This window comes from Streptomyces sp. NPDC043896 (genome assembly GCF_056435605.1).
Window position 1 is genome coordinate 41,758 of the sequence record NZ_JBWKEE010000006.1, and the last position, 13,774, is coordinate 55,531.

15 protein-coding genes are annotated in these 13,774 nt (G+C 72.8%); 9 read left to right on the forward strand and 6 right to left on the reverse strand.

The features are described 5' to 3' along the window. Positions 1–37: 37 nt before the first annotated feature. From AC069X_RS10410 to AC069X_RS10420, 3 genes are read right to left on the reverse strand one after another with little or no spacing between them, the layout of a single operon-like run. A complete protein-coding gene (locus tag AC069X_RS10410) occupies positions 38–1,636 on the reverse strand; it encodes an FAD-dependent monooxygenase (RefSeq protein ID WP_478727105.1) in 1,599 nt (532 codons plus the stop codon). 39 nt (positions 1,637–1,675) lie between these two features. Beyond that, positions 1,676–2,413 carry a Mut7-C RNAse domain-containing protein gene (locus AC069X_RS10415; RefSeq protein WP_478727107.1) on the reverse strand — a complete coding sequence of 246 codons (738 nt, stop codon included), beginning with the start codon at positions 2,411–2,413 and terminating at the stop codon, positions 1,676–1,678. Positions 2,414–2,467: 54 nt separating this feature from the next. Further along, entirely contained in the window at positions 2,468–2,884 is a 417-nt protein-coding gene (locus tag AC069X_RS10420) for a winged helix-turn-helix transcriptional regulator (RefSeq protein ID WP_478727108.1), read from the reverse strand. 147 nt (positions 2,885–3,031) lie between these two features. On the opposite strand from AC069X_RS10420, the gene AC069X_RS10425 reads away from it, so the two are divergent. Continuing rightward, positions 3,032–3,931 (forward strand): NADP-dependent oxidoreductase, encoded by a 900-nt coding sequence (locus AC069X_RS10425; RefSeq protein ID WP_478727574.1) that lies wholly within the window; start codon positions 3,032–3,034, stop codon positions 3,929–3,931. 109 nt (positions 3,932–4,040) lie between these two features. Here AC069X_RS10425 and AC069X_RS10430 read toward each other — a convergent pair whose 3' ends face one another. Further along, the gene (locus tag AC069X_RS10430; protein ID WP_478727110.1) at positions 4,041–4,631 is read right to left on the reverse strand and encodes a TetR/AcrR family transcriptional regulator; all 591 of its coding nucleotides are present in this window, start codon (positions 4,629–4,631) and stop codon (positions 4,041–4,043) included. A 95-nt stretch (positions 4,632–4,726) separates the two neighbouring features. Between AC069X_RS10430 and AC069X_RS10435 the strand changes: the two genes are divergently transcribed. Next, the gene (locus AC069X_RS10435; protein WP_478727111.1) at positions 4,727–5,332 is read left to right on the forward strand and encodes a DUF2867 domain-containing protein; all 606 of its coding nucleotides are present in this window, start codon (positions 4,727–4,729) and stop codon (positions 5,330–5,332) included. Between the two features lie 40 nt (positions 5,333–5,372). Here AC069X_RS10435 and AC069X_RS10440 read toward each other — a convergent pair whose 3' ends face one another. Further along, positions 5,373–5,810: a hypothetical protein gene (locus tag AC069X_RS10440; RefSeq protein ID WP_007264729.1), complete on the reverse strand. Its 438-nt coding sequence runs from the start codon at positions 5,808–5,810 to the stop codon at positions 5,373–5,375. Positions 5,811–6,147: 337 nt separating this feature from the next. Between AC069X_RS10440 and hemL the strand changes: the two genes are divergently transcribed. The 7 genes from hemL to AC069X_RS10475 all read left to right on the forward strand — a co-directional run bounded on the left by hemL (position 6,148) and on the right by AC069X_RS10475 (position 13,222). Beyond that, positions 6,148–7,470 (forward strand): glutamate-1-semialdehyde 2,1-aminomutase, encoded by a 1,323-nt coding sequence (gene hemL / locus AC069X_RS10445; protein ID WP_478727113.1) that lies wholly within the window; start codon positions 6,148–6,150, stop codon positions 7,468–7,470. Further along, positions 7,467–8,141, forward strand: a complete 675-nt coding sequence (locus AC069X_RS10450; RefSeq protein ID WP_478727115.1) for a histidine phosphatase family protein — start codon at positions 7,467–7,469, stop codon at positions 8,139–8,141. Before hemL ends, AC069X_RS10450 begins: the two co-directional genes overlap by 4 nt. Positions 8,142–8,393: 252 nt before the next feature. Beyond that, positions 8,394–9,035: a TlpA family protein disulfide reductase gene (locus AC069X_RS10455; protein WP_478727117.1), complete on the forward strand. Its 642-nt coding sequence runs from the start codon at positions 8,394–8,396 to the stop codon at positions 9,033–9,035. A gap of 4 nt (positions 9,036–9,039) precedes the next feature. Further along, positions 9,040–9,819, forward strand: a complete 780-nt coding sequence (locus AC069X_RS10460) for a cytochrome c biogenesis CcdA family protein (protein WP_478727119.1) — start codon at positions 9,040–9,042, stop codon at positions 9,817–9,819. A gap of 13 nt (positions 9,820–9,832) precedes the next feature. After that, positions 9,833–11,605, forward strand: a complete 1,773-nt coding sequence (gene resB, locus AC069X_RS10465) for a cytochrome c biogenesis protein ResB (RefSeq protein ID WP_478727121.1) — start codon at positions 9,833–9,835, stop codon at positions 11,603–11,605. Then, complete coding sequence (gene ccsB, locus AC069X_RS10470) at positions 11,602–12,693, forward strand: c-type cytochrome biogenesis protein CcsB (RefSeq protein WP_478727123.1); 1,092 nt, start codon at positions 11,602–11,604, stop codon at positions 12,691–12,693. The genes resB and ccsB overlap by 4 nt, the downstream gene beginning before the upstream one ends. A gap of 25 nt (positions 12,694–12,718) precedes the next feature. Next, a complete protein-coding gene (locus AC069X_RS10475; RefSeq protein WP_478727125.1) occupies positions 12,719–13,222 on the forward strand; it encodes an SRPBCC domain-containing protein in 504 nt (167 codons plus the stop codon). On the opposite strand, the gene AC069X_RS10480 is transcribed toward AC069X_RS10475, so the two are convergent. Further along, positions 13,198–13,731: a hypothetical protein gene (locus tag AC069X_RS10480; RefSeq protein ID WP_478727127.1), complete on the reverse strand. Its 534-nt coding sequence runs from the start codon at positions 13,729–13,731 to the stop codon at positions 13,198–13,200. The two genes, AC069X_RS10475 and AC069X_RS10480, sit on opposite strands and share 25 nt — an antisense overlap. Positions 13,732–13,774 lie beyond the last annotated feature (43 nt).

The window sequence follows — 13,774 nt, forward strand, 5'->3', positions numbered from 1 at the left end:
GCGCCGCCCCGCCCCCCGCCTACGCCCCCCCGCGCCGTCACGTCTTGCGGGCGGGGCTTCCCGGGAGGATCCAGCGGGCCACGGCCGAGGCGGTCGAGGCGTCGTCGGCCCGGGGCGCGCTCCAGGCGACGTAGCCGTCGGGGCGGATCAGGACGCGGGCGGTACATCCTTCCGTGGCCCAGAAGTGGTGCGCGAGGGGGGCTCCGGGCGGGGTGGCCGCGCCGGGCGGGGTGATGAGGACGAAGCAGCCGGCGCGCAGGGCCTCGTACAGCCGGGTCCCGTCGGCGAGGGGGACGTCGGGGGCGCGGCGTCCGGCGGGGGTGGGGCGGCGGGTGCCGGGCGGTGGCGGGTAGGCGATGCCGATGCCGGTGACCAGGCCGAGCGCGCGGTCCTGGGCGGGGCCGAGCCGGGCGAGGAGCCCGGCGCCGAGGCGGCGGGCGGTGCGTACGGCGGGGCTGCGGGTGATGACGGTGCGGACGAGGGCGCCGCTGATGCGCAGGACGAGGCGTCCGACGGGGTGGCGTTCGCGGTGGTAGCTGTCGAGGAGGGCCTCGGGGTCGGGGGCCTGGCCGTGGAGGACGGCGGCGAGTTTCCAGGAGAGGTTGGCGGCGTCCTGGAGTCCGGTGTTCATGCCGAGGCCGCCGGCGGGGGAGTGGACGTGGGCGGCGTCGCCGGCGAGGAAGACGCGGCCGACCCGGTAGTGGGGGACCTGGCGTTCGTCGCTGTGGAAGCGGGACATCCAGCGGGGGTCGTGCATGCCGTGGTCGCTGCCGAGCGCGGCGCGGGTCAGCTCGCGCAGTTCGTCGAGGCCGACGGGGTCGGTGTCGGCGGCGTGGGACGCGGGGCTCCAGGCGATGGCGCGGTGGTAGCCGTCGCCGAAGGGGACGAGGAAGGCGAAGGCCTCGGCGGTGCCGTTGGCGGTGAGGGTGCCGGCGGGCGGGTCGGTGAGGCGGACGTCGGCCAGGACCATGGAGCGGACGACGGCCTGGCCGGGGAAGGGGAGGCCGAGGCGGTCGCGGACGGTGGAGCGGACGCCGTCGGCGCCGACAACGTGGCGCGCGTGGATCTGGCGGGCGGGGCGGTGCGTGCCTCCTGTGCCGCTGCCGCTGCCGCTGCCGCTGCCGCTGCCGCTGCTGCTGCCGCTGTCGCTGGCGTGGTGGCCGCTGGCGGTGGCGGCGGTGGTCGTGGTCCGGACGTCGAGGGTGACGGTCTCGTGGTCCTGACGGAGGCCCGTGACCTGACAGTCGTATTGGATGTCCACCCCTGTGGACAACGCACGGCGTTCCAGCAGTTTCTCTGTCTCATATTGAGGAGTGATGAGCACGAAGGGGTAGCGGGAACAGAGTCGTTGGAGGGAGAGTGCCATGCCACCGAAGGGGCGCAGCCGGTCGATCCGCCGGCCGGTGGAGACGAGTTCGTCGGCGAGGCCGCGGGCGTCGAGCAGTTCGAGGGTGCGGGCGTGCACGGCGAAGGCGCGGGTGAGGTTGGCGGCCGTGCGAGGCCGTTTTTCCAGGAGGGTGACGGACAGTCCGGTGGCGGCGAGGTCGCCGGCGAGCAGGAGCCCGGTGGGCCCGGCGCCGACGACGGCCACGTCGAAGAGGTCGGTGGTGCCGGTGGTTTCCTCGGCGGCAGTCATGTCCTGGGAGTCTGCCAGCCGGGGGCCGCCACCGGCGGGTCAAACGGTGGCGCCGTTGCCGAATTCGGCCAGGGCGTCGTCGACGATCCGCTCCAGGCGGGAGTGGTGGGCGCCGCGCCAGTAGACGCGCTCGCAGTCGGTGCACTGCGCGAAGACGTCGTACGAGCGCTGCGTGCCGTGCTCCAGCCGGTCGCCCACGCTGTCCTTGTCGGCCTCTTCCAGGGAGCCGTTGCAGGCGGTGCAGCGGGTCCAGGGTGCGAGCTCGGGGGCGAACCGGCCGAGGACGTCGCGGAGTTGGTCGTCGGGGTTGTCGCTGTAGACGTACGCCCCGGCGAAGATCTCACGGCGGCGCAGCAGGCCGCGGTCGCGGGAGAGCAGGACGCGCTGTTCGGCGGCCGAGCGGGTGGCGAGGGCGGGGTCGCCGATGTCCTCGTTTTCGTAGGCGGCGTCGACGCCGAGCAGGCGCAGGCGGCGGGCGAGGGTGCCGAGGTGGACGTCGAGGAGGAAGCGCAGCGGGGCGCCGGTTACCCGCTGGGGCCGGTCCACGCCGAACACCTCTACCGACTGGCCGGCTTGGGGCACGTATGAGACGGGGACCTCTTGGCCGTCCACGAGGAGCCGGCCCACCTCGGTGAGGGGGACGCCGGCGGATTCGACGACGTGTCCGATGCTGGAGGCGCCGTCGGTGGCGGTCGGTACGCGGTCCACGCGCCGGCTGGGCGGGGCGAAGAGGCGCAGTTCGGGGGCGAGGGTGAGGTGGATGCCGGGACCGTTCACGGTCCCAGCATGCCATCAGGGGCGGCTGCGGCGCGGCCGAATTAGGGAGCGGGTTCAGGCGGTGGCGGTGGCCTCGTCGTAGGTCCGGCGGTGGGCGCTGACCTCGTCGAAGTGGTTCTCCGCCCACTGCTTGACGGAGGAGAGGAGGCAGCCGAGGCTGTCGCCGAGTTCGGTGAGGCGGTAGTCGACGCGGACGGGGACGGTCGGGGTGACGGTGCGGGTGACGATGCCGTCGCGTTCGAGGGAGCGGAGGGTCTGGGTCAGCATCTTCTGGCTCACGCCGGGGATCTTGCGGCCGAGTTCGCTGTAGCGCAGGGAGCCCTGCTCGGCTTCGCCGAGGGCGCTGAGGACGAGGCCGACCCACTTGTCGCTGATGCGGGCGAGGAGCTGGCTGGTGGGGCAGTCCTTGACGAAGGCGTCGTAGGCGGCGCGGGCCTCCTCGCGGCGGGCGGCGGCGGTGCGGGTGGCCATGGGTGCCCACTTCCGGGTCGGGTACGCACTCCGGAGTGCGTACTTACGAAAAGAGAGTACCTCTCCATAAGTTAGTGGTCATCGGGAACGCCCGAACGAGCACGGACGAAACGGGGAGAGACCATGAGCGAGCAGCGGATCCGGACCATGCGGGCAGCGGTCGTCAGCGCCTTCGGCGGGCCGGAGCGGGTGGAGCTGGCCGAGGTGGAGGTGCCGCGGCCGGCGGCCGGACAGATCCGGATCCGCGTCCGGGCCGCCGGGCTGAACCCGGTCGACGGCGCCGTCCGCGCGGGCGTCTTCGGCGGGGCCGGGCAGCGGCTCGGGCTCGGCTGGGACGTGGCGGGCGAGATCGACGCGGTCGGCGCCGGCGTGGACGGCTGGACGGAGGGCCGCCGGGTGGTCGGGCTGCACTACGGCCCGGTCAAGCCGCTCGGTACGCACGCGGAGTACGTGGTGCTCGACGCCTCGGCGGTGGCGGCGGCCCCCGAGTCGGTGGACGACGCGGCCGCGGCGGCGCTGCCGCTGAGCGGCCTGACGGCGGCCCGCGCGCTGGACCTGCTGGGGCTCGCCCCGGGCGACTCGGTGCTGATCACCGGCGCGGCCGGGGTGGTCGGCGGGCTCGCGGTCCAGCTGGCCGCCCGGGCGGGGCTGGTGGTGACGGCGCTGGCGGGCGCGGGGGACGAGGAGTACGTGCGCTCCCTGGGCGCGGCGGAGTTCGTGGCGCGGGGGGAGGCACCCGCCGGGCCGGTGGACGGGGTCCTGGACGCGGCGGTGATCGGGGAGACGGCGCTGGGCTTCGTCCGCGACGGCGGGGCGTACGTCGGCCTCATCCCGGGCGCGGCGCCGGCCGCCGAGCGGGGCGTCCGGGTGGCGGAGCAGGAGGTCGCGCCGGACGGCGCGCTGCTGGGGAGGCTTTCGGGGCTGGTCGACGCGGGGGAGCTGTCGCTGCGGGTGGCGGAGACGTTCCCCCTGGCGGAGGCCGTCAGGGCCCACGAGGCCCTGGCCGCGCCCGGCACCCGCGGCCGCGTGGTCCTGACCCTGTCCTGAGGCGCCGTTCGCCTCCGTCCGCCCGGCCCCGCCCCGCCCCGCGCCGGGCCTGCCGCCGGGGCCCGCCGCCACCGCCGCCGGGGCCGGGCGCGGGGCGCCCCGGTCGGGGTCAGGGGTGGAGGTTCTGGGGGGCGGGGGGTTCGCGGAGGAGCCAGTGGCGCGTCAGGCTCATCATCTCGGCGTGGCTGCGGCCGCCGTGGTCGACCGCGAGGTAGCGGCTCCCGATCCGCAGCGAGAAGACCAGCAGGCAGCGGACCTCCACGTCGTCCGGGTCGGGGCAGAACGCCCCGAACAGCCCGCGCAGGTAGTCCATCCGCCGGTTGTCGACGCGCCGCAGCCGGGCCGCGACGGCCGGGTCCCGCCGGGCCCAGTCGCGGACCGCCAGGTCGACGCCCGTGCCCCGGACCGGGCCGTCCTCCGACTCGGCGACGAAGGTGAACAGCCGGTCCAGCCTGGCCCGGGCGTCCCCGCCGCCGCTCTCGATCCGCTCGATGACCGCGTCCGCGACCTCGTGCTCCCAGGTGTCGAGCATTTCCTCCAGCAGTGCGTCCCGGTTGCGGAAGTACCCGTAGAAGCCGCCCTTGCTGACGCCGAGCGCCTGCGCGAGCGGTTCGATCCGTACGGCGTCCGGGCCGCCGGCGGCGAGGGCGCGCAGCCCTTCCTCGATCCACTTGCCGCGGGGCGTGCGGGCGGTGGCCATGGTGTGTCTCCCGTCACGTGCCGATGATCTATACGGTGCCGTATAGACAGGCCTAATCTCATCTATACGGCATCGTATAGATGAGGGGCACACGTATGAAACTCCCCAGCACCGCCCACACCTCCCGGCCCTGGCGCATCCACGAGATCGCCCCCGACTTCCGGCTCGAAGACGTGTGGGCCCTGCCCACACCCGGCGGCCCGGACGACCTCGCGTGGCTGGTGGCCCAGTTCGCCGAGGACCGGGACGAGGCCTCCGGCATCTCCTCCCCCCTGTACCGGATCCTCTTCGCCATCCGCTGGAAGCTCGGCGCCCTGCTGGGATGGGACGAGCCGGGCGATGCCGTCGGCAAGCGGGTGGACTCGCTGCGCGAGCGGCTGCCCGCCGACCTCGCCGCCGGGCTGCGGGGACCCGACCTGGAGAGCCTCCCCTTCACCTCGGTCTACCTCACGCACGACGAGTGGGTCGCCGAGATGGGCAACAAGACCGTGCACGGCGTCATGCACATCGGCTGGGTCGCGGACGGCCTCGGCGGCCACCGCGCCCAGATGGCCGTCCTGGTCAAGCCCAACGGGCTGTTCGGCGCCGCCTACATGGCCGCCATCAAGCCCTTCCGGTACCTGGGCGTCTACCCGGCGCTGATCAGGGCGATCGGCCGCGAGTGGCAGCGGAACGCCGCCGCGCGCGAAGCGGCGGCCTGAAGGGACCCCGGCCGGGATGCCCCCGTCAGGGGCATCCCGCTCACGGCCAGACGAGGCAGTACGCCTGGTGTCCGTTCTCGTGGAGGCGGTGGGAGAAGTCCTGCCACTCGTGCAGCAGCTGGTAGACGTTGAACGCGTCGCGCGGCCCGCCCCGGTCGGGGACCGTCGACCAGATGAAGGCGGCCGCGCCCACCGACTCCTCGCCCACCCCGCGCAGCGGGTCCACCACCGTCATCGGCAGCTTGACCACCGCGTAGTCCGGGTGCAGGACGACCAGCTCCAGCGGGGGCACCTTGTGCAGGGGTATGCCCTCGATACCGGTCAGGACCATCGCCGCCATGGTCTCCGGCTTGATCTTGGTGAACATGCCGCCCATGCCGAGTTCGTCGCCGCCCAGCTCCTCGGGCCGCATCGTCTGCGGCACCCGGGCGGCCGTGGCGCCGTCGGGGGCCCCGAAGTACTTGTACGTCACTCCCATGCCGCGGCCCTTGGGCAGGCCCTCGGCCTCGTCCGCGTCGTCCTCGCCGCCCGGCGCCTGAGCCCGCGACGGCCCCGGTACGGGATCGGCGGCCTCGGCCGCGCGCCGCCGGTGCTTGCCGCGTCGGCGGGCTTCACGGGCTTCGCGGGCGCGCTGCGGGTCCAGGCCGTCCGTACCCTCGCCCGGTCCACCACCGCGTTGCATATCTCCACCCGACACGTATTGCCTGCCCCGGCCCCGCGGCCCCCGCCACGCAGCCTGATCATCATGGCAGTGACCTCCCCCGAGGCGGCGCGGTGAAACGCCCCTCCGCAAGTCTGTCGCGGCCTCTGAGACCATGGCTGGTGTGAGCTACCCGTACCCGTATGAAGCCCCAGTTTCGCAGACGCTCTTCGAGCGCGCGTCCCTCGTGACCCCCGGCGGCGTGAACTCTCCCGTGCGCGCCTTCCGTGCCGTGGGCGGTACGCCCCGGTTCATGGTGTCCGGTACCGGTCCCTACCTGACCGATGCCGACGGGCGTGAGTACGTCGACCTGGTCTGCTCGTGGGGACCGATGATCCTCGGCCACTCCCACCCCGAGGTGATCGAGGCGGTGCAGGCGGCCGTCGCCCGCGGCACCTCCTTCGGCACGCCCGGCGAGGGCGAGGTGGCCCTCGCGGAGGAGATCGTCGCCCGCATCGAGCCCGTCGAGCAGGTGCGCCTGGTGTCCTCCGGCACCGAGGCGACCATGTCGGCGATCCGGCTGGCCCGCGGCTTCACCGGCCGCGCCAAGGTCGTCAAGTTCGCCGGCTGCTACCACGGACACGTCGACGCGCTGCTGGCCGCCGCCGGTTCCGGCCTGGCCACCTTCGCCCTCCCGGACACCCCCGGTGTGACGGGCGCGCAGGCCGGCGACACGATCGTGCTCCCCTACAACGACCTCGACGCCGTCCGGGCCGCCTTCGCCGCGCACCCGGGCGAGATCGCCTGCGTGATCACCGAGGCCGCGCCCGGCAACATGGGCGTCGTCACCCCGGCCGAGGGCTTCAACCAGGGACTCGCCGACCTGTGCCGCGAGAACGGCGCGCTGTACATCTCCGACGAGGTGATGACCGGTTTCCGCACCTCCCGCGCCGGCTGGTACGGGGTGGACGGGGTCAAGCCGGACCTGATGACCTTCGGCAAGGTCATGGGCGGCGGCTTCCCGGCGGCGGCCTTCGGCGGCCGCGCGGACGTCATGGGGTACCTGGCCCCCGCGGGCCCGGTCTACCAGGCGGGCACGCTCTCGGGGAACCCGATCGCCACCGCCGCCGGCCTCGCGCAGCTGCGGCTGCTGGACGGGGCGGCGTACGAGAAGGTCGACGCGGTCTCGAAGGAGATCCAGGGCCTGGTCACGGCGGCGCTGAGCAAGGAGGGCGTGGTGCACCGGCTGCAGACCGCGTCCAACATGTTCTCGGTGTTCTTCACCGCGGACCCCGTCCGCAACTACGACGACGCGAAGGCGCAGGAAGGGTTCCGCTTCAACGCGTTCTTCCACTCGATGCTGTCGCAGGGCGTCTACCTGCCGCCGTCGGCGTTCGAGTCCTGGTTCGTGTCCACGGCCCACGACGAGCGTGCGGTCGAGCGGATCGCCGCCGCGCTGCCGGCCGCCGCGCGCGCCGCCGCGGAGGCGACCGCATGAGCGACATCACCGTCGTCCACGTGGTGCGCCACGGCGAGGTGCACAACCCCGAGGGCGTCCTGTACGGGCGCCGGTCCGGCTACCACCTCTCCGAACTGGGCCGGCAGATGGCCGACCGCGTCGCCGAGCACCTCCAGGAGCGGGACGTCACCTACGTGGTGGCCTCTCCGCTGGAGCGGGCGCAGGAGACGGCCGCGCCGATCGCGAAGGTCCACGGCCTGGACCTGGCCACCGACCGCCGGCTGATCGAGGCGGGCAACGTCTTCGAGGGCAAGACCTTCGGCGTCGGCGACGGCGCGCTGCGCAAGCCGGGCAACTGGAAGCACCTGACGAACCCGTTCAGGCCGTCGTGGGGCGAGCCGTACGTCGACCAGGTCGTACGGATGATGAGCGCCATCGAGTCGGCGAGGGACGCGGCACGCGGGCACGAGGCGGTGGCGGTGAGCCACCAGCTGCCGATCTGGATCGTACGGAGCTTCGCGGAGCGGCGGCGGCTGTGGCACGACCCGCGGCGGCGGCAGTGCACGCTGGCGTCGCTGACGTCGTTCACGTACCAGGGCGACAAGCTGGTGTCGGTGGGGTACAGCGAGCCGGCGCGGGATCTCGTCCCCGCACACCTCCTCGCGGGGGCGAAGCCGGTGAAGGGGAAGTCGAAGGCCTTCGGCGCGTAGCCGTCCGCGTCGGGCCGTCCGCGTCGGGCCGGCCGCGGGGCCGGGGGCCGGGGTACGGGGTACGGGTGCCGCCGTGCGGTGCCGCTCCCCGCCCCGCACCCGCCCCGCCCCCGCCGCGGATTCCGCCCCCGACCCCGCCCCCGCCTCGCCGGCGGGGCTGGTCCTGCCGGGAAGTCCGGGGTCTGACCAGGGGCTTAAGACCCCGTCGGGGGGTGCGGAAGATCCGCAAATCGGTCATGCGAAACTTTTCACATGAGCCTTAGCCGCGCGCGTGCACGTCGACCCCATCGCCGCTCGACCAGCGGCCGCGCCGTCCTGCTGACCGCGATCACCCTCGCGGGCGCCCTGACCCTGTCCGCCTGCGGTGGTTCGGGCGGCGGCCAGTCCGCCGGTTCCGCCGGCGGCAACTACGTGACGGGCCCCAGCGGCATCTCCACCGTCGCCAAGGGCGAGCGCACCGACGCCCCCAAGCTCGACGGCGAGACGGTCGAGGGCAAGAACCTCGACACCACCACCCTCAAGGGCAAGGTCGTCGTCCTCAACGTGTGGGGTTCCTGGTGCCCGCCGTGCCGCGCCGAGGCCCCCTACTTCGCGAAGGTCTCCAAGGAGATGGCCGACGCCGGCAAGGACGTCGCGTTCGTCGGCATCAACACCCGCGACAACAGCAAGCAGAACGCGGCCGCCTTCGAGCAGAACTTCGGGATCACCTACCCGAGCCTCTACGACCCGGACGGCAAGCTGATGCTGCGCTTCCCGAAGGGCACGCTCAACGCGCAGTCGATCCCCTCGACGATCGTCCTCGACAAGGAGGGCAAGATCGCCGCCCGCACCCTCGTCGCGGTCAACGAGGAGCAGCTGCGCTCGATGATCGACCCGCTCCTCGCGGAGCAGTGACCGCGTGGATCCGCACCTCCTGCTGGCCGCCGAGGCGACCGGCGTCAACACCACGGTCCTGAACGGCGCGCTGCTGCTGGCCCTGCCGATCGCCCTGTTCGCCGGGCTGATCTCGTTCTTCTCCCCGTGCGTCCTCCCGCTCGTCCCCGGTTACCTCTCCTACGTCACCGGCGTCAGCGGCGCCGACCTCGCCGAGGCCCGGCGCGGCCGGATGCTGGCCGGGGCGAGCCTGTTCGTCCTCGGCTTCACCGCCGTCTTCGTGTCGACGGGCGCGCTGTTCGGCCAGTTCGGCAACGTCTTCCAGGGGGAGCACAAGGAGGTCATCACCCGGGTCATGGGCGGCCTGGTGATCCTCCTCGGCCTCTTCTTCATGGGCGCGATCCCGGGCCTGACGATGCGGGAATTCCGCTTCCACAAGAAGCCGACGGCCGGCCTGCTCGGCGCACCCCTGCTCGGGGTGCTCTTCGGCGTCGGCTGGACCCCCTGCATGGGGCCCACCCTCGCGGCCGTCAACACGCTCTCCATCGACCAGGCCACCGCCGGGCGCGGCGCGCTGCTGACGGCCGTCTACTGTGTCGGCCTCGGCCTGCCCTTCGTCCTCGCCGCGATCGCGTTCCGCAAGGCGCTCGGTGCTTTCGGCTGGGTGAAGAAGCACTATGCATGGGTGATGCGGATCGGCGGCGGCATGCTGATCCTGACCGGCCTGCTGCTCGTCACGGGACTGTGGGCGGGCATCGTGAACGAGATGCAGAGCTGGACCCAGAGTTTCACGGTGGGGATCTGAGGACTAAACGGACATGAGTACGACCGACAAGGCGCCCGCCGAGGCGTCCACGGACACGGAGGCCGCCGCCGCGGCCGCCCCCGGCACCGCCCCCGACGCGGCTGCCGGCACGGCCCCCGACACCGCCTCCGAGGCGGCCGCGGAAGCCGCCGCCGGAGCGCAGCTCTCCACGGCCCCGGTCGAGGACGGAGCGGCCGCCCCCGTCGGCATCGGGGTGGTCGGCTGGGCCCGCTGGTTCTGGCGCCAGCTCACCTCCATGCGCGTGGCGCTGATCCTGCTGTTCCTGCTCTCCCTCGGCTCCATCCCCGGCTCCCTGGTCCCCCAGACCCAGGTCGACCCGATGAAGGTGGCCGACTGGAAGCAGAAGCACGAGTTCTGGGTGCCGGTCGCCGAGAAGCTCCAGCTCTTCGACGTCTACAGCTCGGTGTGGTTCTCCGCGATCTACATCCTGCTGTTCGTGTCGCTGATCGGCTGCATCGTCCCGCGCACCTGGCAGTTCGTCGGCCAGCTCACCGGCCGCCCGCCGGGTGCGCCGCGCCGCCTGAAGCGGCTGCCGGCGTACGCGACCTGGCGTACGGAGGCCTCCCCGGAGGAGGTCCTCTCCGCCGCGAACGTCCTGCTGCGCAAGCGGCGGTTCCGCACGGAGGGGACGGGCGACGCCGTCGCCGCCGAGAAGGGGTACCTGCGCGAGGCCGGGAACCTGGCCTTCCACATCGCCCTGATCGTGATGCTCGTGGCCTTCGCGGCCGGCCAGCTCTTCAAGTCCGAGGGCGGCAAGCTCGTCCTGCGCGGCAAGGGTTTCGCCAACACGCTCACCCAGTACGACGACTTCAAGTCCGGCAGCCTCTTCTCCTCCGACGACCTGCCGCCGTTCTCGTTCACCCTGGACCGGTTCGACGCGACGTACGAGGAGTCCGGCCCGCAGAAGGGCACCCCGCGCGACTTCAAGGCGTACGTCACCTACAGCGAGGGCGCGCACGGGGAGCCGAAGAAGACCGAGATCGAGGTCAACAAGCCGCTGGCCATCGACGGCTCCAAGATCTTCCTGCTGGGTCACGGCTACGCCCCGGTCATCTCGGTGACCGACCCCACCGGCAAGGTGATCTACAAGGACGCCGTGCCGATGCTGCCCTTCGACTCGAACCTGAGCTCCTCGGGCGCGGTGAAGGTCCCGGACGGCTACCGCAACAAGAACGGCGACAAGGAGCAGCTCGGCTTCAACGCCATGTTCGTGCCGACGTTCGCGGGCGAGGGCAAGGGCACGATGCTCTCGCAGTTCCCCGCCCTGGACTTCCCCGTCCTGGCCCTCAGCGCCTACCACGGGAGCCTCGGCGTGGACGCGGGTCTGCCGCAGAACGTGTACCAGCTGAACACCTCCAAGATGCAGGAGTTCAAGAACCCGGAGGGCGAGCTCTTCAAGCAGCGGCTGCTGCCGGGCGAGACGATGACCCTGCCCGACGGCGCGGGCACCGTGAAGTTCGAGGGCATCGAGCGCTGGGCCACCTTCTCGGTCACCCAGCAGCCCGGCAACGGACTGGCCCTCGCGGGTGCGGTGATCGCCATCGGCGGTCTCGCCGCGTCCCTGTTCATCCAGCGCCGCCGGATCTGGGTCCGCGCGGTCCGGGACGGGGACGGCCTGACCGTCGTGGAGATGGCGGGTCTGGGACGCAGCGAGTCGGCGAAGCTGCCGGAAGAGCTGTCGGTGCTCTGCGCCGCCCTGTACGAACGGGCGCCGAGCCCGGCGCAAGCCGTAACCACAGAGGAAGAAGAAGGGGAGCGCGCATGACGACGCTGCTCGCGGCGGCGACGAACGAGAGCCTCGCCGATCTCAGCAACAAGCTGGTGTACGCGTCGATGGCGGTCTACACGCTCGCCTTCCTCGCGCACATCACCGAGTGGGTCTTCGGCAGCCGCAGCAAGGTGGGCCGTACGGCCGCCGCGCTGACGGCGACGAAGGCCGCGGCCGGCGGGTCGCCCGCCGTGCAGGTCCGCACCAAGGGCGGGGGGACGGCCGTCCTCGACAAGCCGGAGGTCGTCACCCGCTCGGCGTCGGGCAGCCGGGACGTCCCGGACGGCCCGGGCGCGGCCGGCGGGACCGAGAAGGGCGACCTGTACGGGCGGATCGCGGTCTCGCTGACCGTGCTCGGCTTCCTCATCGAGGCGGCGGGCGTGGTCTCGCGCGCGCTGTCGGTGGAGCGGGCCCCCTGGGGCAACATGTACGAATTCTCGGTGACCTTCTCCACGGTCGCGGTCGGCTCGTACCTGCTGCTCCTGGCGCTGAAGAAGAACGTCCGCTGGCTCGGCCTGATCCTGGTCACGACGGTCCTGCTCGACCTCGGCATCGCCACCACCTGGCTGTACACCGAGAGCGACCAGCTGGTCCCGGCCCTGCACTCGTACTGGCTGTGGATCCACGTCTCCACCGCCATCTTCTGCGGCGCGGTGTTCTACATCGGCGCGGCCGGCGCGGTGCTCTACCTGTTCCGCGACAGCTACGAGAGCCACCTGGAGGCCGGCCGTACGCCGGGCAGGTTCCGCTCCTCGGTGCTGGAGCGGCTGCCCTCGGCGGCCTCGCTCGACAAGTTCTCGTACCGGATCAACGCGGCCGTCTTCCCGCTGTGGACGTTCACCATCGTCGCGGGCGCCATCTGGGCGGGCGACGCCTGGGGCCGCTACTGGGGCTGGGACCCGAAGGAGGTCTGGTCCTTCGTCACCTGGGTGGCGTACGCCTGCTACCTGCACGCGCGGGCCACCGCCGGCTGGAAGGGCCGCAAGGCCGCCTACCTGGCGCTCTTCGCCTTCGCCTGCTGGATCTGGAACTACTACGGCGTGAACATCCTGCTCAACGGCAAGCACTCGTACGCGGGCGTCTGACCCGGCGGAGTGGGACGCTGGTGGTATGTCTCCCGTGAGCCATGCCACCAGCGAGCCGCGCGGCCCCGGCCGCTGGATCATCCGCTTCGAGGCGCACCTGCCGTACGCGTACGAGGCCCTGTGGCCCGCCCTGACCACGGCGGAGGGGCTGCGCGGCTGGCTGGCGGCGGCGGCCGTGCTGGAACGCCGGCTCGGCGGGGCCGTGACCCTGCGCTGGCTGAACACCGGAACCACCGTGTCCGGGCAGGTCACGGCCTGGGACACCGAGCGGGTCGCCGAGTACACGGTTTCCGAGCACGGCCGGATCCGCTTCCACCTGGAGGCGGTGGGCACGGACTCGACGGTGATCCGTTTCCTGAACGAGCGCGGCGGCTCCGAGGAGGAGCGGCTGGACTGCCTGGCCGGCTGGCACGACCACTTCGAGCGCCTGGAGGCCGCGATGGCCGGGCACCCGACCGACTGGGCGGCCTGGACCGACGCCCGCTGGGCGGAGCTGCGGGCCTCCTACGCGTCCTTCTCCAGGACGTAGGCGCCGCGCGCCGGGCCGGCCCCGAGGAAGAAGTACAGCTCCAGGGCCCCGCGCTCGTCGCGGCGCAGCTCGAAGGTCCAGGCGTACCGCTGGGGCGCCCGTGCCGGGGTGCCGGTGCCGCCACGCGCGGCGGTGGCGGTCGGGGCGGGCAGCCGCAGCCGCAGGTGCTGGCCGAGGGTGCGGCCTGCGGGCTGGTCGGCGGTGAGCCGCCAGGAGCCGGGGCCGGAGAGGCGCCAGCCGGCGGCGTAGTCGTGGTCCTGGCCGTCGAGGAGGGTGACGGCGGCGGTGCCGTCGGCGCGGAAGACCACCTCGGTGCCGTCGACGCAGCGCCAGGTGCCGACGATCTCGGAGATGTCGGCGTCGTGCACGGCGGGGACGGGGACCGCCTGGTGGCGCTGCGGGTCCCAGCCGCCCGTCATGGCGAGCAGGGCGCAGGTGAGCACCCCGTACGCGAGCAGGTTGCGCAGGATCGTGTCGATGATCCGCGGCCGGGCATGCGGCGGTGGCATGGGCTGATTCTGCCAGCCGTCTTGAACGCGTTCAATGATCTTT